Source organism: Psychroflexus salarius (assembly GCF_900129035.1).
In the GTDB taxonomy this organism is placed as follows: domain Bacteria; phylum Bacteroidota; class Bacteroidia; order Flavobacteriales; family Flavobacteriaceae; genus Psychroflexus; species Psychroflexus salarius.
Genome location: NZ_FQTW01000006.1, coordinates 1 through 24417 on the forward strand (window position 1 = coordinate 1; position 24417 = coordinate 24417).

General features: G+C 34.3%; 17 protein-coding genes and 1 tRNA gene. 4 read left to right on the top strand and 14 right to left on the bottom strand.

Translation table 11 applies throughout. The features are described 5' to 3' along the window. On the bottom strand, positions 1 to 3143 hold a 3143-nt coding region (locus tag BUB82_RS08115; RefSeq protein ID WP_073193123.1), incomplete at its 3' end, for a choice-of-anchor L domain-containing protein. Between the two features lie 65 nt (positions 3144 to 3208). On the opposite strand from BUB82_RS08115, the gene BUB82_RS08120 reads away from it, so the two are divergent. Further along, a complete protein-coding gene (locus BUB82_RS08120) occupies positions 3209 to 4138 on the top strand; it encodes a NifU family protein (RefSeq protein WP_073193124.1) in 930 nt (309 codons plus the stop codon). On the opposite strand, the gene BUB82_RS08125 is transcribed toward BUB82_RS08120, so the two are convergent. The 7 genes from BUB82_RS08125 to BUB82_RS08155 all read right to left on the bottom strand — a co-directional run bounded on the left by BUB82_RS08125 (position 4135) and on the right by BUB82_RS08155 (position 16950). Beyond that, complete coding sequence (locus BUB82_RS08125) at positions 4135 to 6402, bottom strand: inorganic phosphate transporter (RefSeq protein WP_073193125.1); 2268 nt, start codon at positions 6400 to 6402, stop codon at positions 4135 to 4137. The two genes, BUB82_RS08120 and BUB82_RS08125, sit on opposite strands and share 4 nt — an antisense overlap. 75 nt (positions 6403 to 6477) lie before the next feature. After that, the gene (locus tag BUB82_RS08130) at positions 6478 to 7293 is read right to left on the bottom strand and encodes an NAD(P)-binding domain-containing protein (RefSeq protein WP_073193126.1); all 816 of its coding nucleotides are present in this window, start codon (positions 7291 to 7293) and stop codon (positions 6478 to 6480) included. Further along, the gene (locus tag BUB82_RS08135) at positions 7283 to 9601 is read right to left on the bottom strand and encodes a M28 family peptidase (RefSeq protein WP_073193127.1); all 2319 of its coding nucleotides are present in this window, start codon (positions 9599 to 9601) and stop codon (positions 7283 to 7285) included. Before BUB82_RS08135 ends, BUB82_RS08130 begins: the two co-directional genes overlap by 11 nt. 3 nt (positions 9602 to 9604) lie before the next feature. Next, complete coding sequence (locus tag BUB82_RS08140) at positions 9605 to 9952, bottom strand: hypothetical protein (RefSeq protein WP_073193128.1); 348 nt, start codon at positions 9950 to 9952, stop codon at positions 9605 to 9607. Positions 9953 to 10074: 122 nt separating this feature from the next. After that, complete coding sequence (locus BUB82_RS08145; protein ID WP_073193266.1) at positions 10075 to 11964, bottom strand: OmpA family protein; 1890 nt, start codon at positions 11962 to 11964, stop codon at positions 10075 to 10077. 19 nt (positions 11965 to 11983) lie between these two features. Next, entirely contained in the window at positions 11984 to 12886 is a 903-nt protein-coding gene (locus BUB82_RS08150; RefSeq protein WP_073193129.1) for a PorP/SprF family type IX secretion system membrane protein, read from the bottom strand. A 68-nt stretch (positions 12887 to 12954) separates the two neighbouring features. Further along, positions 12955 to 16950, bottom strand: a complete 3996-nt coding sequence (locus BUB82_RS08155; RefSeq protein WP_073193130.1) for a T9SS type B sorting domain-containing protein — start codon at positions 16948 to 16950, stop codon at positions 12955 to 12957. Positions 16951 to 17117: 167 nt separating this feature from the next. Between BUB82_RS08155 and hflX the strand changes: the two genes are divergently transcribed. Then, the gene (gene hflX / locus BUB82_RS08160; protein ID WP_073193131.1) at positions 17118 to 18338 is read left to right on the top strand and encodes a GTPase HflX; all 1221 of its coding nucleotides are present in this window, start codon (positions 17118 to 17120) and stop codon (positions 18336 to 18338) included. A 44-nt stretch (positions 18339 to 18382) separates the two neighbouring features. On the opposite strand, the gene BUB82_RS08165 is transcribed toward hflX, so the two are convergent. The 5 genes from BUB82_RS08165 to BUB82_RS08185 all read right to left on the bottom strand — a co-directional run bounded on the left by BUB82_RS08165 (position 18383) and on the right by BUB82_RS08185 (position 22864). Continuing rightward, positions 18383 to 19687: an HTTM domain-containing protein gene (locus BUB82_RS08165; RefSeq protein ID WP_073193132.1), complete on the bottom strand. Its 1305-nt coding sequence runs from the start codon at positions 19685 to 19687 to the stop codon at positions 18383 to 18385. Continuing rightward, positions 19680 to 20618 carry a bifunctional riboflavin kinase/FAD synthetase gene (locus BUB82_RS08170; RefSeq protein WP_073193133.1) on the bottom strand — a complete coding sequence of 313 codons (939 nt, stop codon included), beginning with the start codon at positions 20616 to 20618 and terminating at the stop codon, positions 19680 to 19682. The genes BUB82_RS08165 and BUB82_RS08170 overlap by 8 nt, the downstream gene beginning before the upstream one ends. Before the next feature lie 16 nt (positions 20619 to 20634). Further along, complete coding sequence (gene pth / locus BUB82_RS08175) at positions 20635 to 21201, bottom strand: aminoacyl-tRNA hydrolase (protein WP_073193134.1); 567 nt, start codon at positions 21199 to 21201, stop codon at positions 20635 to 20637. A gap of 90 nt (positions 21202 to 21291) precedes the next feature. Then, positions 21292 to 21927, bottom strand: a complete 636-nt coding sequence (locus BUB82_RS08180) for a 50S ribosomal protein L25/general stress protein Ctc (RefSeq protein ID WP_073193135.1) — start codon at positions 21925 to 21927, stop codon at positions 21292 to 21294. 13 nt (positions 21928 to 21940) lie between these two features. Then, complete coding sequence (locus BUB82_RS08185; RefSeq protein WP_394331619.1) at positions 21941 to 22864, bottom strand: ribose-phosphate pyrophosphokinase; 924 nt, start codon at positions 22862 to 22864, stop codon at positions 21941 to 21943. A 130-nt stretch (positions 22865 to 22994) separates the two neighbouring features. Between BUB82_RS08185 and BUB82_RS08190 the strand changes: the two genes are divergently transcribed. Together BUB82_RS08190 and BUB82_RS08195 are read left to right on the top strand one after the other, a co-directional pair. After that, positions 22995 to 23076: transfer RNA gene (locus tag BUB82_RS08190), tRNA-Leu, on the top strand. Between the two features lie 168 nt (positions 23077 to 23244). Next, positions 23245 to 24234: an aspartate-semialdehyde dehydrogenase gene (locus BUB82_RS08195; RefSeq protein WP_073193137.1), complete on the top strand. Its 990-nt coding sequence runs from the start codon at positions 23245 to 23247 to the stop codon at positions 24232 to 24234. Here the strand turns inward: BUB82_RS08195 and BUB82_RS11840 are convergent. Next, on the bottom strand, positions 24226 to 24366 hold the full coding sequence (locus BUB82_RS11840) for a hypothetical protein (RefSeq protein ID WP_200796294.1): 141 nt from the start codon (positions 24364 to 24366) through the stop codon (positions 24226 to 24228). The two genes, BUB82_RS08195 and BUB82_RS11840, sit on opposite strands and share 9 nt — an antisense overlap. Between the last annotated feature and the right edge of the window lie 51 nt (positions 24367 to 24417).

Sequence of the window (24417 nt, forward strand, 5' to 3'; positions counted from 1 at the left end):
CTTATCTCATTATTAGAAGCGTCTAAATAACGTACTGCATGTGTCGTTTCATCTTGATCTTCACCGAATGCTAAATCTGTATTTTGGGTTAAATCGAATTCAGCTACGCCAGTAACTGGATCTATGCAAGATTCTAAATCTTGAACTGATGAGACTTCGACATTATATAAGTCAATTTCAAAACTTCCAGCACTAAAACATTCTGTGAAACCAGAATTTTCAATTCTTACAAATATGGTTTGCGATTCATTAATGGGTGCATAATTGTTAATATCTTCACCTTGACTAGTTAGTGAGTTAGTACCTGAATTAGCTTCAGCCTCTGTCAAGTAATAGCTTACATTATAATTCCCATTTTGATTGCCAATTGCTAAATTAGTATTTTGAGTTAGATCAAAAGTTTGGGTTAAAGTAAAATCACCACAAGCTTCAAAATTTTGCAATTGTTCTATAAGAGGTGTTTCAAAAGCTTCAATAATAAAATTTGAGACTTCAAAACAGTTAGGATTTTCATTATTAGTTACAGTTACGTAAATCACTTTTTGTCCCAAAGAGTTTAAGGTATACTCAGATGGGTTTTCAATGGCATTATCAAGATTATTCTGAAGTGCATCTTGTTCATTTTCAAAATAATTTACTGTAAAATCTGACGAATCTTGACCGTCTAATGCTACATCTGTCTTAGGTGTAAGATCAAAAATAGTTTGTTGTGTATCAACATTCTGGCACTCTGAAATATTTTCTGTTGATGTTAAATCACCAATTCTAACATTATCAATTATTAAAATGAAACTTCCTATGGCAAAACAACCCGTTGTACTTGGGTTATCGGCACGGACAAAAATTTCTGTACCTGATGAAGCTAGATAATTCTCAACTTCTGACTGAGGGATTTCATTAACTGAATTATTAGCATGATCTTCGGTTAAATAATAACTAAAATTAAAATTATTAGGATCTTGACCATTTAAAGCTTCAGATTCAACTTGAGTTAAATCAAAATTTATTTCATTAGACGAATAATCGCTACACTGTCTTAGTGTAGATAAATCTTGAGAAATTTCAACATCCTGATAGGTGATTTGAAATTCAGTAACTTCAGAACAGCCGGTTAATTGATTATTCGCAAAACCTTCAATTCTTGCATATATTGTCTCTGTGGTACCATCAAACGAATAAGTGGTTGGGTTAACTATTCTATCAATATCATTTTCTGCATTTTCTAAACTTCTAAAATAAGAAATCTGAAAATCACTTAAAACTTGAGAGTCATCAATTAAGTTATCATCATTCAAACGAAGGTTAAAAGTACTACCTTCACAAGCAAATAAAGGATCTGGCAGAAGGCTTTCGCTTATAGGCGTTGGTAAAAACTCAACTACAATAGTATCTTCGGTTGTACAACCTGTAGAATAAGTGTAAACCACTGTATAAACTCCTTCATCATCTACATCAAGAGTGATATCTGTCTCGCCAGGTATTAAAACACCATCTTTAAACCATTCTACTGTCGCGCCTTGAAAAAGTTCTAAACCTGTATTTAATGTAATTTCACCACCGACACAAAGCGTATTGTCATTTTCTACTAAAATATCATTACCTAAATCTACAGTCCCAAAATCAAATGAACCAGCCGAAAGAAAAATAGCAGAATCATAAGCACTATCACCACGATCGGCAATAATCATTTTAATGTTATAAACTTCACCTGGATTAATGTTGGTAGAGGCTGTTAAAACAACGGTACGGCCTTGATATTCGATAGGCGCAACTGGTTCGACATCACCAAAATATTCTTCTCCAAAAAAATCAGCATTAACAGGACTGCAACCTGTTTGTGTACCTGGTGACACCGTAGTTACAGAAATTGGGTCTGTGGTACCTGGTACCAAGGCCAAATTTTCTTGGTTTCCATTTTGGTCGGTTAATATAAACACAAAAGCATCAGCAAAAGTATCATTACACTGATAGTTTTCATATTCTTCAGAGGCAAAAATAAAGTCAAAACTCAAAGTTTCAGATACCGCTTCAAAATCGAAAGTAAGTACAGATTCGTCATTTGACGAACCAGAAATAGAAGGTATAAAGGCACTTAACTCGGGCTCTGAATTAACTGTATTATTCCAACCACCGTCACTTTGTATGCCCTGATTGGGACCTTCAACATTATTAATATTACCATTATTAAACACAATTCCACTTTCTATCGGGAATTCTGAATTATTGTTATCAAAAAAACCAATACTAGGCGCATTTGGATTTCCTGTAAAATTTATGTTAGACACATTAGCACAATCGTTATCGACTAGTACGTCAATTACTAAATCATTAACGTTGTTAATAGTTATGGTTTCAGGATTTCCGTCTTCATCTTCGCGGTTAATATTGTAAGGTGTATTAGCTTCAACCTCAATAAATCTAACAATAGGTGTAATTTCTATGGCGAAAGAAGCACTACAACCGTATTGGTCTGTCACAGTTAATGTAACAAGATTTGTTGCACTATTTTGAAACGCATGTTCTACCGTTTGTCCTGTATCTGAGTCGCCATCACCAAAACTCCAAAAATATTCTAAATCTGAATAAACACCTGAAGATGGTATTACATCAGCTGAAAAAGTAACAACTTGACCATAACCAATTTCATTAATCGGTATATCGGTTTCTATACCTGTGCCTGTAGTAGAATAAGTTTGGCATGGCTCTCGAACACTAATAGCCGCATTCCAACCTGTAAAAGCATTATTAGGAACACCACCTGAAAACCTAAAGGTCAAACATCCTGAATTATTGCTATCTGAAGCGGTTATTAATTGACCAGTCTCTGGGCCATCATTACCGTCAATTGCTCCAGAAAAAGTAAACAATAAGTCAGCAGACGTATCTGCTCCATCATAAATTTCTAATTCACCAGGACCTGTTAAAAATTCTAAAAATTCAACTACAAGTAAAAGGTCAGTGGTCTGAGGACAAATAGTGTATACAAATTCACCAGAACTTGTAGGACTATTTGGGCCATCTGGATCATAAAAATTTCCGGTATCTGTATTTACGGTTTGCCCATCAGTCATGTTAAAATCTTGACCAAACGTAAAACTTACAGATATTATGGAAAATAATAGTAAAGTGTAAAAACGTTTCATTATAATAAAATTACACTGTAAAGACCTTATTTTTTGTAATTTTGCAATTAAAATCACTAATAGATATGCAATCTTTCACAGTTGACGTCAAACCTACAAATAAACCATCAATTATCAAATTAGAAGTTAACGATTTTTTAACCAAATCGAAAAGTTATGAGTTCAATAATATTGAAGATGCTCAAAATTCTCCTTTAGCTTCTAAGCTTTTTCACTTACCTTTTGTCAAAACCGTTTTTATTAGCCAGAATTTTGTGGCGGTAGAAAAATACAACATTGTAGAATGGAGCGATGTACAAGACGACTTAGCCAAGCAAGTTGAAAACGACTTAAATGAAGGTGTTCAAGTCATTAAAAAAGAAGCTGAAGATGCTAAGAAAAAGGTTCCTGTAACGGTTTATGCTGAAAGTACACCAAACCCTTCAGTAATGAAGTTTGTTGCCAATAAAAAATTGGTTTTAGCTGCGGCTGAATTTAAAAGTATTGATGAGACATCTCATGCACCAATGATTGAAAAGTTATTTCATTTTCCATTTGTAAAGGAAGTTTTTATAGATGAGAACTATATCTCAATTAATAAATACGATATGGCAGAATGGGATATGATTACCCTTGAACTTCGCGAATTTATTAGAACTTACATTGAAGGTGGTGGTACTATTGTTAAAACAGGTAGCGTAAGCAAAGAAGAAAACGCTCAAACTGAGGAGACTTCAAAACAAACCCAAAACGGCGTTAACCGCGAGCAATTAGATGATACCTCAAATGAAATTATCAACATCCTAGACGAATACATTAAACCAGCAGTTGCTAGCGATGGCGGTAATATTGCATTTAAATCATACAACCCAGAAAGCAAACAGGTTGAAGTTATTCTGCAAGGCGCTTGTAGCGGTTGCCCTTCTTCAACAATGACATTAAAAAATGGCATAGAAACGATGCTTAAAGAAATGCTTAATAACAAGGTAGAAACTGTCGTAGCATTTAATGGCTAAAATTCTTTTTTAGCTTCGTTATAGTATTCTTGAAACAGGTGCATCATTTGTAAAGTTGAATTAACTAAATCTTTTAACTCTAATAATAGTCCGAAATACAATTTAGTATTTTTCGGACTATTATCATCAACTTTTAGACGCTCGATTTGTTTTTGAATTAAATCAGATATAAATTGAACTAAAGCTTCATATTTAGCAACTAATAATTTTATTTCTGTAAAGTCTTGATTTTCAAATACAAAAATCATTTTTTCATTAACTTCATTCAATTCTGCATCGATACGTTTTAAATCACGGATTTGATTGAATTTTAAATTCTTGTGGTTGTTATTAACATGCTTATGACTACTTCTTGTGATATAAGCCATTGATTGAACAATTTCTTGCAAATAATCTAAGGTCAAAATGTAAAACTTACTCGCTTCAACCGTGTTTTCTTCGAGTGATTTAATGTAGTAAAACACGTTATCTTTAAGTTCATCTATTTCATTTTCTTGTTGCTCAAGCTGGGACAAACTCTTCTTAAATCTACTTGAATCATGATAACCTAAATTGTTTATTACATCACGAAGCAATCTATTATTTCCTTTAATAACACTGGTCATATTTTTAGATGACTCAATGGTAATTTCATTAATTGTAATAATATCAGTTCTGTTAAACCGCTTTTGTTGCTGTTCTATTTTTGTTTTTTTGGAGTGTTTAACAGCATTACGAACAACCGACAAGCCTGCTAAAATCACTAAAACTATAATAGCATAATTACCGCCATACCAAATCACCAAAGCAACAATAGCCGAAGCTGAAAAAGCTAACAAGGCAGTACCAAACCAACTTGCTATAACATTAAAAACACCTGCGACACGATAGACTGCCGAGTCGCGATCCCATGCACGATCACCAAATGAAGTTCCCATAGCTACCATAAACGTAACATAGGTGGTTGATAATGGCAATGTGAAATTTGTACCTATCGAAATTAAAACACTAGCTAAAACCAAGTTTATTGAAGCACGAAGCAAATCAAATGCCGGTTTAGTTGGTGAAGATGTATAATTTAAAGCTTGCTCTGGTTTATTAAATCGATTGCTTATTTTAATTTGAAGTTTTTCATCGAGTAATTGCGAAAATGTTTGACCAGTAAACATGGCATAACGTACAATTGTTCTAGATAAGTTATTAGCTTTAAAGCGTTCATCGCCTTCGCCTTGACGACCTAAGTTTACGCCCGTTTGAACCACATATTGTGCTTTGCTAGAAAACCATAAAGTTAAAACCATCACAAACCCAGCTATCACTAAAATATATTCTGGTGTTTGTACTTCGCCATCTAAACCACTCATTAAAAATTCTGACGGCAAAACACCATTTGCTAAAAAAGCATCTTGCCATAGCATAAAAGACTGATAAGAAGCAATACTTACCCCAATGAAGTTAACTAAATCATTCCCTGCAAAAGCTAATGCTAAGGCAAATGTTCCTACTATAACAATTAGTTTTAAAATATTTATTTTAAAAACAGACATTAATAATTGTGCTAAAACTATCCAAATCACAAGACTAATCCCAACGACAAACAATCTGTTATTTTGGACTAATACAGCAAAATCAGGATCAATAAAATCTATTGTGTTGACGCCTTTGATTAAAATAAAATAGGTAATAGCCGAAAGCGAAATACCACCAAATAATGCACCAATATATTTTAACTTTTTTTGATAGTTGAATGAAAAAATTAAACGAGATATAAACTGAACAATAGCACCTACAAAAAAGGCAATAAAAATAGATAAAATAATGCCTAAGCTAATTTCAGTTGCCTTTGTTAAGTTTATAAACTCACCTAAATCTCGGCTTAAATCTGGATCGTAATACATTTTTAAAAGACTCACACTAACAGCAGCACCAAGCAATTCAAATACAATTGAAACGGTTGTTGACGTAGGAATACCTATGGTATTAAAGAAGTCTAAAATTAAAATGTCAGTGATTAAAACGGCTAAAAAAATGATGATAATCTCATCAAAATAAAAAACATTGGGATTAAAAATTCCGTTCCTTGCTACTTCCATTAGTCCGCTAGAAAACACTGCTCCCACAAGTACACCAAGTCCTGCAACTATCAAAATTGTTTTCATAGGAATAGCTTTCGAACCTATAGCCGAGTTTAAGAAGTTCACCGCATCATTACTCACACCAACAATCAAGTCAGCAACTGCAAGTAAAAACAGTAAAACAACTAATATGATATACAGACTTTCCATACAAAAAATGAACCTGCAAAAATGCACCAAACCAACAACTCCGTAAACTTCAAATTGTTACTAAATTATTAAGAATTATAACGCCTGAAATTGATGCTTATTAAGAAGTTGTGCTGTTAATTGACTTGAAATCAATTTACCGGTAGAAACCGAATCTTCATCAAAACTTGGCACCTCTAATTGAAGTTTTTTTGCTTTATTTCTATAATAGGAGCGCCGATTAGGGTGCTGAGTGCTAACGCCATGAAAATAGACTTGCTCTAATTGATTAAAATTAACCAATAAAGCATCAATAAGACTTACACAATCGGATTGTTGTATCAAATTAATCGGTGCTTCTGGCGATTTAATATTAGATTTTCCTGCTAAAAAATAAATTGGGTGTCGGTCATCCCCAATTAAACCACCAAAGCGTATAACCTTTACAAATGGCAATTCTGCTCGTAAAATAAATTCGCTTTTTAAAACCGGATTCTGTTCTATTTCAATTGACGAAAATTTATAATCTTCATGATAAACCGGTACCGACTCCAGATTGCTAAATACCGATGTTGAGCTAACATATACTACTTTTTTAATACTAGGATATTTTGAAATTTCTTCAGCTAAAACACAAATTGAAGCTAAAAATTCGGCTCTAGATTGTTGTTGCAATTTCGGAGGAATTGAAATTACCAGTGTTTCAAGTTGAGAGAAAAAAGACTCAACATCACCTAACATTTCAACAGGCGTAACTTGTACCCGATAAGCTGAAACACCAAGTTTCTTTAATTCGTCTAACTTAGCTGAAGTTGTTGTGCTAGCATTTACCTGAACGCCTTTGTTTATAAAATGTTTAGCTAAAGCTTTTCCTAACCAACCACAACCTAATATACCTATTTTATAGCTCATTTACCGTAAAATTTTGAGTGCTAATAATGGCATCATTAACAATAAAGGGTTTTGGAATTTGGTTCTTCTGTCTTGTTTTTACATTTAAACGCAATTCATTTAAGAGCTCATAATTAATTTGGTGTAATACAAAATTTAATTCTTGCAATCGACCGATAGTAAACTTGATATTAATTGGTTCTTGATTGACCACGTAATAATCAAATAATCGATTGCTGAAACGCTTTTTAAAAATGTGGTAAGCCTTCTTATCAAAATAAATACTGTCTGCCGATAATTGATTGATGCTAAAATCTATAAAATTGATGTTTTTTTCTGTATTTAGTGTCAGCCGTTTAGTTTTAGGACTAGGTAAAATTTTAAGTTGATAACTTATCGTTTTACTTGAAATTTCTAATGTATCTAATTTAATTTTAGCTTTTGGCATATCAAAATAAGGTGCTTCAGACATAAAAGTTGCCTTAGAATTGTATTTACTACTAAAATGAGACTCATAAAGCAGCGTATCTTCAGCTGAGAAATAGGTTGAAGTATAGTTGTCTAATTCAGTATCATACGATAACCAGTATGCCTGTTTCTGGTCAAGATCAACATGATAATTTAAACTATTAGGCAAAGGTCTGTCAGTAGTAAATTCCGCAGAAAAATGTGCTTTTACAAAAAAAACAATGGCTAAAATAAGCAAGGCATAGCTGCTTAATCTTGATGCAAAATTTGAGCATATAGCAACTTGAATAAACCCAAAACTAAGTCCTATAAATAAAGCACTTAAACCTAGCATAGATAAGCCAAGTCCAACTGGAAAAAATTGAATAAAAGGTGTAAATAACACTAAAGCTGGACAACCTAAAATTAAGGCGATGAAGCGCTTATATTTCAGCTTTGTATTGAAAACAAACATACCTAAAAAGCCAAAAAACAGCGGTAAGATAAAATAATTTGCACCTGGTAAAGCTAAGTTAAACCCTAGACATGCACACCACGCTAACAAACCAAAACTACTGTACATCGCTGCTGTGCCAAATTTGTTTTGATAGTGTCTTGTAATACCAATTAATGCAGCCAAAATTACAAAAACAACAAACCAAATATAGTCATGGCCATTATAAGTAAAACCTTGTAAAATAGATTGATATTGAGGATAAATTGCTCTAATTAAATAATAAATTCCTGTAACCATCAGCGGTAGACCAATTAAAAGCAAAAACCATAAAATTAAACTTTTGCCAAGATGTTTTAATTGAAATCTTTGTTTTTGGAGACCTAAATAGATAACGAGTAGCCATAAAACTAATCCGACAATAAGTAATGGCCAAGACCAAGAATAACTGTAACTTAATAGTTTTAAATTAGCAAAATTGACATAAACTTGATCTTGCGATGTATTAAGTAAACTCAGATTTGCTGAAGCAAATTCAGGTAATAAATGCATAAGGTAATCAGCTTGATGAAGTAGACTACTATCATCTAAACGCTTTGGTGTGTCTAAAGCTGTGTGATAATCAAAATGGTCGTCAATAAAAGCAAAAAATAAGCTAGGAATGTCGGCTTTTTCTCTAAATACAGTTGAGTCTGTATCATTTGGAAGCAGCTTATAAACGCTGTACATAAGTGAGTTTGCCATTGGATAATTGACACCTGCGTTTTGAACATGTTTTATTAGCTGAGCATTGCCGTAATTAGTTTCAACAATCATATTACTTGGGCCGCCACTTCCTCGTGCTTCAAAATTTAAAACGACGCCAACATCTTTTACCCAAGGATGTTGACGTACAAATAATTCTGCACCATTTAAACCGAGTTCTTCTGCATCTGTAAAGCAAATAATAATATCATTATTAAATTTTGGATTTGTTGCTAAAAAGGCTCTCAAACTTTCAATTATTACAGCCACACCAGAAGCTGCATCACTTGCACCATAAGAAGAATGTGGAGCAGAATCATAATGACTTAGCAGCAATACTGCTCCAGAATTATGTTTGGGATTAGGTGCTTTTATTCTACCAACAATATTCTCAGGTATTGTTAAATTACCATCATCAGTTAAGCTAAACCCTTGTTGTGTATGAACATCCTCGATACCGATATCAGATAGCTGCTGACTGATATAGTTACGAACTTTGGCATGTGCCGCAGAACCAACATAATGGGGTTCTTTTGCAATATTAGCCACATGTGATTTTGCATTATCTAAAGAAAAACCAAACTTGTTTAAACTATCTTCAGATTGTGGAGAAAAACTTTGATAAACAGCTACAATAACTGTTACAATTAAAGCTGTATAAAAGACTTGTTTGATAAACTTCATCGCTTAATCACGTTTAACTATGGCAAAATAGTCATTTCCGATGTCTAAATAACCTTGATTATAAACAAAGTAATAAACACTGCCTTTTTTGGTTTTATAAATGCTGGTAAATAATTTAAAATTAAAACCTTTAGCAATTAGAGTTTGACGATTGACTTTGGTTTTGTCTACTGGGTTAAGTTCATTTAAAATGCGGTAGTTCTTTCGTAACTGATTATTAGTGTTACGCACCACTTTAGTTTGGTCTCTATTACGCTTATTATTAAATGCATTGCGGCAATAATCAGAGCAAAAACGCTTATCGCTTCTGCCCGAAAATGGCTCCTGACATTCTTCACAGAGTCGTTTCATAATAGCAATATTTAAAAGAGTTTTTGGTTAGTTTAGACTAATATACACATTTATGATGAACTCTATAAATCAAAAAAGCCGCTAAATTAATTTAGCGGCTTTACTTAATTATAAAATTTAATTTATTCTACGATAATAAATTCAGATCGTCTGTTCTCTTCATGCTCTTCTTCTGTACAACCATTTGCACAGTCATTAATAGGTTCTTCTTCACCTTTACCTACACCAGAAACACGTGAAGCATCAATACCTTGAGAAATAATATAATCTACTGTGCTTTGTGCTCTTTTTTCTGACAAACGTTTATTGTAAGCAGCTGGACCACGTCTATCAGTATGACTTTCAATTCTAATCACAACATCAGAGTATTCTTTTAGAACTTCAACAATACGGTCTAAGCCAAGCGCTGCTTCAGGTCTAATAGTTGCTTTATCAAATTCGAAAAAGATGTTCTTAAGTGTCACAGAACGATCTTCAATAAGATCTTTGACTGGAACCATCGGAATAGTAACTACCATCTGTTCACCTTCAGCAGTAATGCGTTTTGAAGCACTCTCAAATTTATCTTTATTAGCTTGGAAATCATATTCTAAATCCATTAATAAAATCGTACTAGCCTTACCAGCTTTATCGGTTTTAAGCTTTGTAATTTCATCACCGTTATCCTCGTAAACAATAACTTCTGCAGCTTCGATAGGCTCTTGTGTTTCAGAATTGACAAGGTTTACAATAACCATGGTTTGATCTAGTGGCTCTATTAAATTTGCTTGGTATATATCATCATCTAATGAATTTTTTCCGCGATTAGATGAGACATAACCTGACTTCATGGCAACCATATAAGTAAATGAAAAATCATCTGCAGATGAGTTCACAGGTTTACCTATATTTCTTGGTTTTACATAATTACCACTATCATTTAAATTAGCATAAAATACGTCTAAACCGCCTAAACCTAAATGGCCATCACTAGAAAAATACAAGCGTTGGTCTTGATCTACAAATGGGAAACTTTCACGTCCAGGTGTATTAATCTCTTCACCTAGATTTTCTGGCTCTCCAAAACTACCATCATTATTTATAGCGACTTTATAGATGTCAGACTCACCAAAGCCGCCAGGTCTATCACTTGAAAAATATAGCGTTTTATTATCAGGACTTAGCGCTGGTGAACCGGTTGAATAATTTGAACTATTGATTGGTAATTCTTGAATATCAGCCCATTGTCCATCACGTAAAGACGCTTTATAAATTTTGAGGCGACCAATACCAGTCGAATCTTTTTCGTAATTGCCATCTGTGTAATCATTACGTGTAAAATATAAGGTTTGTGCATCATTTGTAATGGCAACAGTTCCTTCATGAAATTTAGAGTTAACTTCACCTTCTAACTCAACTTCATTTTTAAATGTTCCGCCAACATTACTAGCAACAAATATGTCAAGTGTTGGTTGGTCGTTCCAACCGTAAGTTCGTCTCGATTTATTTCTAGCGGAAACAAAAAATAACTTGCCGTCATATTCATAAGCCCCAAAATCTTGAAATTCTGAGTTCAACTCTAAACGCTTAACATCAAATTTAGGTTCTGCAAATAAAAGTTTTGAGACATAATTTGGATTTTTCTTAAAAGCAACTGCACGAGCATCTTGTGGTGCTAATTCAGAAAAATTTCTCATAGCTTCTTTAAACTTATCTAAGCGTTTATTAGCAATAAGCGTTTGTGCATAACCAAGATAATCTTCAGCGCTTGGCGATTCTGTCATGCCTAAGTAAGTTTTATAATTACGTTCGGCTTCTTCAGTTTTATAAATTTTATAGTTTGAAATAGCTAACTGTTTATAAACATATGCATTGGCTTTACCATCTCTAATAAGTTCTTTATAATCTTCAATCGCATCTACATACTCTAGACGATCAAAATGCTTGTCGGCTTTTTTAGTAGATGAATTTTGGGCCTGAAGTGTCAATGAACTAATCATGACACTGAGTAAAAATGTATATAATGTTTTCATGGTTGAAATATCTTGATGATTAGAAATAACGTGGTGAAATAAATGTTTTTTTCTTGAAGAAAATATCGAAAATAACAAAAGCTTCATATGATGGTTCGTTTAAGTCGTTTGTTGAACTATCATAGGCAAATCCAAGCTGAAGCCAATCAGTTGCGCGAACGCTCATCAAACCACTTACAGCATCTTCGTAACGGTAAGAAGCACCTATTTCGAATCGATCATAAAATAAGAAGTTGGCATTAGCATCAAAAGATACAAATGAGCTGAATTCAGATTTTATTAAAGTTGAAGGTTTAAACTTCAAATAGTCGGTAAGTTGGAATACATAACCAGCGGTTAAAAAATAATGCTGTTCTTGAGTTCCAAAGCCTCTACCGTTTTTATCAAGGTAAGTTTCACTTAAAAAATTCGGTACGGATAAGCCAACGTAATAATTATCTGAATATAAAAATAAACCTGCACCTAAATTAACGAAAGACTCTGAAACATTTGGTGAAAAAGCTGAGTCATTTTGTTGTGCTAAGTCTATAAAACCGATATCTTGAAAAGTTGCACCTGCTTTTATACCAAAAGCTAATTTGTGCTTCGCATCTAGATTAATAGTGTAAGATATGTCAGTATAGATATTTGTTTCTTCTACAGGTCCGATTTGGTCTTGAATGCCTGATAAACCAATACCTAAACCGTTATTAAGTGGTGTGTGTGCAGCAAAGGTAAAAGTTTGAGGAGCACCTTCAATTCCTGACCATTGGTCTCTAAATAATAATCCTAAAGATAAATTTTCTTTAGAACCTGCATAGGCAGGATTCACCACATTCATGTTGTACATGTATTGGGTGTATTGCGGATCTTGTTGAGCCTTTGAATGATGACTAATCAGCAAAAATGAAATACAAGCTGATAGTATATAAAACTTTTTCATGTGAGTGTAATTTATGATATGTTAAACTTAAAACCAACCTGCATTGCAGGTTGGTATTTAGTTATTTATTAGTTGCGTTTGATGTATATCCAACCTGTTTTTTGACGACCAAATACAGGATCTTCATTTCTAAGTTTTATAACATAGAAGTAAGTTCCATTAATTAACTTGTCCCCTTCATCAGATTGCCCGTTAAACTCATTAACGTAATCTTTTAAGAAAAATACAGAACGTCCATTTCTATCAAAGATTTCAACACTTTCAATTCCTGATCTATCATTTAAGAAAGCTAGATCTAATACATCATTTTCACCTGGAGTTTCATCTGGAGATAAGCCTTGAGTGATCTTACAACCTGCATTTTCATAAGGTGCAATTTCAATATCTGTAACTAACAAGTTGCTTGTGGCTGTACAATTGTCAATGTTAATTACGCAATAATATTCATCATTAAAAACACCTTGTTCGTCATAAACTACGGTTATGCTTGATGTTGTCTCAGGAAGCTGAACATCATTTTTATACCATGTAAATTCAACTTCGTCTGCTGTAGCGTTTGTTAAGCTTGTTTCAAGTACCACTTCGTAAACTGGAATGTCAGGAGTTCCTGTACCATCTTCACAATAATTTAAAACAGTGTCTATTGAAGCAGAAGGCACAACATCAACTAAAATATCATCACGTTCTTCGATTGTGACACTACCTGTTGATGAACAGCTTGTACCATTTGGTGTTACAGTGACTTCATAAGTACCATAATCTGTTGGTGTTAACGTTGAAGTAGTTGCACCATTAATTACAGCGCCATCTAGAGTCCATTCATAAGTAACCTCAGCGTCAGTGTAATTTGAAGCAGTAGCATCAAGAACTTCTGAAGCTAAGTCACACGAAATAAGTGTTTCCGCTCCAAGGTCAATTTCAGGCGATACATTAAATGTATAATCTACTGAGTTGGTTACTGGACAACCGTCGATGGTTACTGTTACTTCATATGTTCCTGTTGTATTCACTTCAATAGAAGACGTAGTTTCACCAGTTGACCAAGCGTATGTTGCATTGGCAGCATCTCCATCAATTATGTTTGCTGTAATAGTTTGAGGATCTGCATCACAAAGCACTTGATCTTGACCTAAGTCAACTTCAAAAGCACCACCTTGGACTGGGAATATAAATTCAGTTTCACAAACCTGAGGCTCTCCAGTTGCTGAACCGTTAGAGGTTGTTACAATAACCGAATATTCACCGCCTTGAGTTACACTATGAGTTGGGTCTGTTGCGCCTGAAATTTCATTACCATCTAAAAACCACTGATGATCAACTGAACCATAACTATCACTATTGGCTGGTGTAGCATCTAGGTTAATTGTTTGTCCTTCACAAACCACAAGATCTTGAGGTACTGTAATTTCTGGTTCTTCTTCAATAACAACAGTAAAGAATTCACGCTCTTCTAAAAATGTTCCTGTTTCAAAAGTTTGAACAAAATACTGTCCAGAAACATCTGTTGTATAATCTTCATTAAAGGCGTCTTGTTCATTTATGGCTACATAGTCATCTAATGCTTCATCAAAAGCATACCATTGATATGCTGCTATATCAGCTGGATCAAATTCAGAAATCATAGTCACTTCTTCTCCTGCACAAGCTCTGATGGTGTTTTCAAAGACTAAATCACAATTGGTAGAACCAGCATCAGGCTCACCGAAGTTAGTTTGACCTAAACTAATATAACCTGGCTGTTGATTAAAATTTGTAATCACAACCGCATAATATTCACCCGCTTGTGCATTAGGAATTGTAAACTCTTCTACTGCTTGAGCTGAGTAACTACAATCAACCGTATTAGCAGCTGTTAAATCTCCACAATTACTTTCTGCTTCTGTAAAAGGACCATAAGCAATAAAGTCTACATCTAAGCCGTCACCTATTGGGTTACCATTTTCGTCATAAGCCGTATTTTGAGTAATAGTGAAGCCTAGGTCACCTGTTTCCTGCACTTGCATGAAAAACCAAGCCGGGTTAGGTTCAGAACCTAAACACCCATAATCAGGACCAGTTTCAGCAACAGACTCAGTTAAGTAGAAATACCCATTAGGAAAAATGAGTGGTTGTGGGTTCCCTTGATCATCAAATGGCGCACAAAATGGCGCTGACACATCACAAGTAGAATTATCTTCTCCAAATTGTGGTGTCGTTAAACATAATTCGAATTCTTCATCAGACTGTGTGTCTGAAAAAACACGAATTTTATAGGTTTCACCAATAATCAAGTCTTGAGCTACAATAGCATCACTATCACCAAAATTATCGAATTCTTCACTACAATATAATTCAGTTAAGTTACCGCAATCATCTGCGTAAATCGCCTGAGATGGTCCGCCAAAACCATCAGTGATAATAGTTGAAGTAATTGTTGTGGCAGTTGCTGTAAACTCAAACCAAACGTCTTGAGCGGCAGGACCCGCGCAAGACACCGGCACTGAACTTCCTGAAGATTGCTCTAAAGTTCCAAAATTTAAAGTTTCACAAAAATTATCTGGGTTTATGACAGCTACTGAAGCACTGTCACAAGTATTGTTAGGTGGCGGACAATTATCTCTAATTACACCACTTGTAATGGTACAGTTAGCATCATCTTCATTAATCGTTGTAAAACTAACGCCTGTACCAATAGGGTAAGGCCCAAACTGCTCTGTTTGACCGTTAGCTGATACACCTGAAACTGAGTTCCCTTGATCATCTTCAATAGTAATTGAAGTTGCAGTACCTAAATCATCCATCACAACATCTACAAAAAATTGATCGTTAGTACAATCATCAACAACATTGTAAGATACATCTTGAAAAACACAAGTTGCACAAGCTACTGTATAATCTATAGGTGTGTATCCTTGTGACGGACAATCAAAAATACCATCAGCATCAACTTGAATGTAAATCACACTTCCTGAGGATTGGAAAAACATACCACCGACATTACCATCATCATTTGGTCCATATTCTTCGTCTGGGTTTAAGACTGTTGTTCCGTCTGAGTCTAGTATAATAAGTTCGTCAAAGTTATTTTCAACTTGACCTTCATTAATGATTAAATTTAAAGGGGTTCCGTCGTTACTAGTGTAAGAAAATTCAGTAATACCACCATTCGTGTAACAAAATGAATTATTAATAGACCCAACACTACAATCAACTATTTCGTGCGGATTAGTTTCTGTTGTAAAACTAAATTCTTGACAACCTGTTGCGTTACCAACGCTATTGTAAGGCACTATGGTTACGTAAAACGTAGCATCATATTGATCTAAAGCGCCTGGCAACACATTGTTAATTTGTGTAGAAGAACCCACATCTTCGTTATCTAAAATATCTGTACCTCCAGGTGTTGTTCCAACACTAACTAAATAGCCACTTGGCAAACCTGTAGCAGGCGACCATTCTAATGGTGTAGCGATATTAACATCAGTTGCGCCATCAGCTGGAGTTGTCATTACCACGTCACAATTTGGTGGTGCATTGAGCACTTGCGTACCACTAATATTATCTAACACAAACCTAAAACCTTGAACATTTCTGTTAACAACATAGCGTAATTTAAAATCCGCACCATTAGGTAAATCGGCAGCGGCAACTGTAAAAGTTGGTGCTGCAACACAATCTGCACTAGAGGTGTAGTTAGTATCATCAATTGTTCCGAAAGTCGTCCAAGAGCCGCCATTATCGGTTGAATATTGAACTTCAGCGGTTCCCCAACCCGATGGAAATGCAGAGCCATCAGCAGCATCGACCACTTTATAGTCAAAGTCTAAGGTGAAGTCAGTTCCGTTAGATTGACCTGCGATATTCGCAGAAGTTAATTGTGCTGAAAATGAAAAGAATCCCGTAAATGCTGCGTTAGCACTAAGACCTTCACATGCCGATTCGTCATTAAACTCAAATGGCACAGCTGATGCATTACCAACCCAACCAGTTGGCTGTCCTTGATTGAAGTTTTCGAAAATACCAATTTGACTAAAGCCAAAATAAGGTATACAAAAAACTAATGTTAATAGTAAAATTTTTTTCATGAGGTAAACATTTATTTAGGGCGTGAATATAAAAAAAATGTTAGGAGTAAGTTAAGGTTTTAATCTGGAAATGAACATCTACTTAAAAAATTAACAAAAAAAGGACTCTAAGCTTCAAAAGAGTATCTAGTATTTTCTTAGTATTTTTGTTTTTTCAAAATAATTTTATGTTAGAGACGCAATCTATTGAATACGAAAAAGCCGTTTTAATCGGTATTATTAATCATCAGCAAAATGAAGAGAAGTCAAAAGAATATCTTGATGAACTTGAATTTTTAACTTTTACTGCTGGTGGTCAAGTTGTAAAGCGTTTTCAACAAAAACTTGATGTCCCTAACCCCAAAACATTTATCGGTACAGGAAAAATTGAAGAAATACGCGAATTTATCAAAGTACATGAAATTGGATCTGCTATTTTTGATGACGAACTTTCTCCAGCTCAACAAAAAAACATTGAAAAAATTTTAAAATGCAAAGTTGTAGATCGTACCTATTTAATTCTTGATATTTTTGCTCAGCGCGCTAAAACAAGTTATGCTAGAACACAAGTTGAACTGGCGCAATATGAGTATTTGCTTCCTAGATTAACAGGACTTTGGACACACCTTGAACGCCAACGCGGTGGTATTGGAATGCGCGGTCCTGGTGAAACAGAGATTGAAACTGATAGACGAATTGTTCGAGATAAAATAAGCCTTCTAAAGAAAAAACTTAAAACCATTGACAAGCAAATGGCGGTTCAGCGAGGTAATCGCGGCAGTTTAATTCGTGTTTCCTTAATCGGTTATACCAATGTTGGCAAATCAACCTTAATGAATGTGATTAGCAAAAGTAAAGTCTTTGCTGAAAACAAACTCTTTGCAACGCTTGACACTACTGTAAGAAAAGTAGTGATTAGGAATTTACCGTTCTTATTAACTGATACCGTTGGTTTTATCAGGAAACTTCCTACGCAATTGGTGGAATCTTTCAAATCTACACTTGACGAAGTTAGAGAGGCTGATTTGCTTTTACACGTTGTTGACATTTCACATAAAAATTTTGAAGAACACATTAGCTCTGTTAATGGCATTTTAGAAGACATCAAAGCTCAGGACAAACCTACTATTATGGTGTTTAACAAAATTGACTCCTACCAAGCCGAACCGCTTGACGAAGATGATTTGAGTACTGAAAAAACAAGCGCTCATTTTAGCTTAGAGGAATGGAAAAACACTTGGATGAACAAATTAGGCGATAATGTATTGTTCATTTCAGCAACAGAAAAAGAAAATATGGAAGATTTTAAACGAAAAGTCTATGAAGCTGTTAGAAAAATTCATATTACTCGATTTCCATACAACAATTTCTTGTATCCTGAATATGACCAAAATTTTGAAGAATTATAATTTTTACTTATTTGAATTTAACAGATTTTATATACCAAACATAATTAATCTTTCAGCAACAACCAATCATTAGTCTTAAAAGGCTGCCACTTGATGCTTGTAAGATCTAAATCTGGTGAAACTAGATACCGGCGAGCATGATGATTTAATTTTACCCAAGCGGTAGCGTAAATCGCTATATTTTGCTCCGCAAAATTATGTTTCAAATGTTGCACAAATTGCCAAAATACATCAGGTTTACCAAGTGACCGCTGTTGCTTTTTTGTTAGATAGTCATCTAAATTGACGTAACGCTGTTCTTGTGTGTCTAAATCTTTGATTTTAAAACGAACAAAACTAGACTTTGCCCTAAGCATCATTCGCCAACTCATACGATGACCTTCTTCACTCCAAAACACATCACTGTTTATAAAATGATGTCTTACAGGTAAGATCACTTGAACCAAAGTCCACAGCGCTAAGCCGACAACTAAAAAAGGCTTAACAGGAAAAACTTTGGTTGGTTTTACTTGTCTTAAACTTGGCTTCCGTGGCAAAAATCGTGTACGTATAACTTCAACTGGAAAGAAAAAGACTGTAAAGGCTAATGACATATAAGGAAAGATGCCTATTTGAAAAACTATACTATTAAACAAATGAAAAAACAAACTGATTCCAAAGGCAAACTTTCGTGTTTTAGACCATAACAACAGTGGAACAATTAACAAATCGAAAAAAATTCCGAAGTAAGCCATCCCATAATGCACCCATTTTTGCTGAAGCAACTCACCTATCAAAAAATAATTTGCTTTAGACTGCATAAAAATTGCAATCACTTCAGCATTAAGCCAGTCTGGATAAAGCTTAGCTAGTGCCGCATAAGTGTACACAATCGCTAATTGAGTAATAATTAAAATATTTACCCAATTAGGCATAACCAGAGACTTTAGAGACTGGTTTTGTTTAACATCTAAAGATTTATATTTGTGTGCTGGCATAATGCACATCATGAGGTTGAGCAGAACTAATAAATAGTAGTGATTGTTATAAGCCGACTTCTGCATAAGATAAGCCACTAGCCAAAATAAGGTGAAGCCAATGATGCTAAAACGGTATTTATAGCCAAGCATAACGCCAATGCCAAAAATCCCCATAACTACAAACCACGCATACATGAGCGGACCTTGCAAGTACTGCAATACATCTAAACCTATAAAATTGAATGTAAATTCAGGCTCAACTAATACACGTTTTACCCAACCTGTAGCAATAGCTCCCCAAGATTCTAATGTAATTAATAGACCAAAACAAATTCTAAATACAATTAAGGCTGAATTGTCAACTGGTTTAAATAATAACCTACTAAGCATCTGGAAATTTTGAGATATAATCTAAAGCCATGACCTGATCGTTTTGCATTGCTGAAATTAAATCCCTTACATCATTGAATTTTTCTTCACTTCGTAAACGCTTTAATAACATAATCGTTAAATTCTGGCCATATAAATCCTGATTAAAATCGAAAAAATGAGCTTCAATACTTTGTTTAGCTTCATTGAATGTAGGATTGGTACCGATGTTCATCATCCCATAAACAATTTGCTCACCAATGATGGTTTTTACGACATAAACTCCTGATTTAGGAATTAATTTATAGTTTTCTTGTATTTTCAAGTTAGCTGTTGCAAAGCCCAAATTTTTACCAATTCCTTTACCTCTTACTACTTTACCAGATAGCATAAATGGCTGTGTGAGATACTTATTTGCACGTTCTAAATCACCTTCAGTCAAAGCTGTTCTTATTTTAGTTGAACTAACCGCAACCTTTTCAATATCCTGTTTTGAGATTTCTTCTACTGTAAATTCAAAATCCTTTCCAAAAGCCTTAAGGTCGTTTATATCTGCGGTTCGATTACGGCCAAATCGATGATCGTAACCGATAATAATATGTTTAGCGTTTAGTTGTTTTACCAAAATATCTTCAACGTAACTTTGAGCTGATAATCTTGAAAACTCTAAGGTAAATGGGTGAATTATTAAATGGTCGAGACCTGTTTCTTTTAAAATTGATATTTTCTCGTCTAAAGTATTAATCAGTTTTAACTCGGCATTGTGTTGAAGTACCATTCTTGGATGTGGAAAAAAGGTTAGTAAAACTGATTGTAAGCCTTCTTTTTTAGCAGAATTAACTAGGCGTTTTAGTATTTTTCGATGCCCTACATGAACACCATCAAACGTACCAATTGTTATGGCTGTTTTATCTTTACAGTTGAAGTCTTTAATGTTATGATAAATATTCAATTTGCTTATCGTTTAATTACTTTCCGTTAAATTGATTCATCGTTAAGGCCAAACCAGCTGTTCCAAACGATTTAATTATTTCGACGCATTTTTCTAATCGCTCATTAAGGTTTTTCTGTTCATCTTCAGACCATTTTCCTAATACATAATTGACTTGTTGCCCTTTTGAAAACTCATCTCCAACACCAAATCTAAGTCTTGCGTATTTTTGAGTATTTAAGCTTAACTGAATATTTTTTAAACCGTTATGGCCGCCATCGCTACCTTTTCCTTTCAAGCGTAATGTGCCAAAATTAAGATTTAAATCATCTGTAATAACCAATAAATTTTCAATAGGAATATTTTCTTTAGTTAGCCAATATTTTATTGCTTTACCACTTAAATTCATATAAGTATTAGGTTTCAGTAAAATAAATTGTCGCCCTTTAAATTTATAAACAGCAACATCACCTAGTCGTTTAGTTTCATACTGTAACTCATATTGATGAGCTAATAGATTTAACACCTCAAAACCAACATTATGCCGTGTAAATTCATATTCAGCACCAATATTTCCAAGACCGGCGATTAAAAACTTTTTCATAATAAAGTAAACGTCAAACTAATTTTCAGTAAAAATAAAAAAGCATCTCGATATCGAGATGCTTTTAAAGTTTAAATATGACTTAAAAACTTATGCGTCAGCTTGAGCTTCTTTGTCATCGCCTCCTTCATCAGTTTCATCATCATCTTCATCATCGTCATCATCTGTGATAGCAGAAATATTACGAGATGTTTTAACCATACAAATCACTGTATTATCTGGATGCATAATTTTGTAATCATCGCTAGCAACGGCAGTTACATATAATTTCTTACCGATTTTAAGCGGAGTAACATTAGCTACGATATAATCTGGCAAATTACTTGCAAGACCTCTTACCATCATACGGCGCATGTTAAATCTTAACACACCACCATTTTTTACACCTTTAGGAATACCTTCAGCATGAACTGGGATTTCCATTGTGATTTCTTGGTCATCATCAAACTCATAAAAATCCATGTGTAAAATTTCATCAGTAACAGGATGAAATTGGATATCTTGTACAACTGCATTAGCTTTAGTACCGTCATTCAACACTAACTTTACGGTGTGAACGTCAGCCGTATAAACTAAGTTTTTAAAAGCTGGCGCTGGTGCATGAAAGTGCACGGCTTGGTTTCCTCCGTAAAGTACGCAAGGAATCTCTCCAGCATTACGTAAGGCTTTAGTTGATTTCTTGCCTACGCTTTCTCTTTTAGATCCTTCAATCTTGATTGACTTCATAATATATATTAAATTACATTAAAAATTTAGAACTTATTGATTTGTTGTTATGAACTGCTTGCATAACTTCAGCAAACAATTTAGCACAACTCACCACTTTTATTTTTTTACTTTCTTGTTTAAGAGGAATACTATCGGTGACTATTAACTCCTCTAAAGCAGATTTTTCAATCTTTTCATAAGCATTACCTGATAAAACGGGATGCGTACAAACAGCTCTAACTGATTTTGCACCGCGCTCCATCATTAAGTTAGCGGCATGTGTTAATGTCCCTGCTGTATCAACCATGTCATCAACTAAAACTACATTTTTACCTTTTACATCACCAATGAGCGCCATGTGTGAAATTACATTAGCTTTAGCGCGCTGTTTATAGCAAATCACAACATCACTCTCTAAAAATTTAGAATAAGCATAAGCACGTTTAGAACCACCCATATCAGGTGAAGCAACTGTTAAATCTTCTAAATTAAGTGATCTTAAATATGGCAAGAATATCGTTGACGCATACAAATGGTCAACTGGTTTTTCGAAAAAACCTTGAATTTGATCAGCGTGCAAATCCATTGTTATAATTCGGGTTGCTCCAGCTGTTTCAAGCATTTTAGCAACTAGTTTTGCTGCTATAGGCACACGTGGCTTATCTTTACGGTCTTGTCTAGCCCAGCCAAAATAAGGCATCACAGCAGTAATATGCCTTGCTGATGATCGTTTAGCGGCATCAAGCATTAATAGCATCTCCATCAAGTTTTTTGAACTTGGATGAGTTGATCCTACAATAAAAACACGTGAACCACGAACCGAATCTTCAAATGAAGGTTGAAATTCACCATCACTAAAATTAAGCGTGATTACTTTACCTAAAGGAATACCATAAGCATCTGCAATAGACTTTGCGAGGGTTTCGGATTGCGAGCAGGCAAATATTTGAGCCATCTTAAACGATTCAGCCATAACATATTACATTTATGGTTTGCAAAAATAGATAATTTAACTGAAGTGCCTATTTATTTCATCACTAATTTTTCAGTTTTTCAGAAAATAATTCTACTTTTGCAATTATTATGCCTTGGTGGCGGAACTGGTAGACGCGCTGGATTCAAAATCCAGTTTCTTCGGAAGTGCGGGTTCGATTCCCGCCCAAGGTACAAAAGCCTTCAACTTATATTGAAGGTTTTTTTGTACTCATAAATTCACTTTTTCAAATATTAAAACCCATTAATGGTTTTCTTTAATCCAGTTTTAGAGGACATTTAGCATCTATTTTCAACTTCATCTCATTTTTGAAGTCTAACTTTGCAAAAAAAACAAAATTTATGAAAGTAGCTGTGGTTGGTGCCACCGGAATGGTTGGTCAAGTCATGCTCGATGTATTAAGCGAGCGAAATTTTAAAATTGATGAATTAATTCTAGTCGCTTCAGAGCGTTCTGTAGGAAAACAAATCAAACTTCAAGATAAAACACACACTATTAAAAGTTTAGCTGAAGCTGTTGAAGCAAAACCTGACATCGCATTATTTTCGGCTGGCGGCAATACATCATTAGAATGGGCACCTAAATTTGCAGCTGTTGGTACTAAAGTTATCGATAATTCTTCAGCTTGGCGAATGCATAAAGACTATAAGTTAATTATTCCTGAAATTAATGCTGGTGAATTAACCTCAAAAGACTTCATCATAGCAAATCCTAATTGCTCTACTATTCAATTATTGATGGTGCTTAAACCTTTGCATGACAAATTCAACATTAAACGTGTCGTAGTTTCAACCTATCAATCAATTACAGGAACCGGATTAAAAGCCGTTAAACAACTTGAAGCTGAAGCCAAAAATCAATCGGTCGAAATGGCTTATCCTTACCAAATTCATAAAAATGCGCTCCCGCATTGCGACGTATTTTTAGAAAATGACTATACCAAAGAAGAAATGAAGCTTACTAACGAAACTAAGAAAATTCTTGGTGATCAAAATGTAAATTTAGTGGCAACAGCTGTTAGAATTCCTGTGGTTGGTGGGCATTCAGAAAGTGTTAATATCGAGTTTGAAGATGCGTTTGATATTGCCACAGTCAAACAAATCTTAAACCAAATGCCTGGCGTTACTTTACAAGACAATCCAGACGTTAACACCTATCCGATGCCTATTTATGCTGAAGGAAAAGATGATGTTTTTGTTGGCAGAATTAGACGTGATTTTACACTTGAAAACGGACTCAATTTATGGATTGTTGCAGACAATCTAAGAAAAGGCGCAGCTACAAATGCTGTACAAATTGCTGAATATTTAATTGAACACAAACTAGTTTAATTGGTCTTTAGAATCTGGCTTATCGGTAGATTTAGGACGTGTCATTTTATAAATCAAGTAAGCAAAACCAGCTACAAAATGCAAAATAATCACTCCAGCAATTACATAGATAAAAGTATTAGAATCTCGCATAAAAATTTTCAATAAACTTAAGAGTTCTATAGTTATGTAATTATGATATAG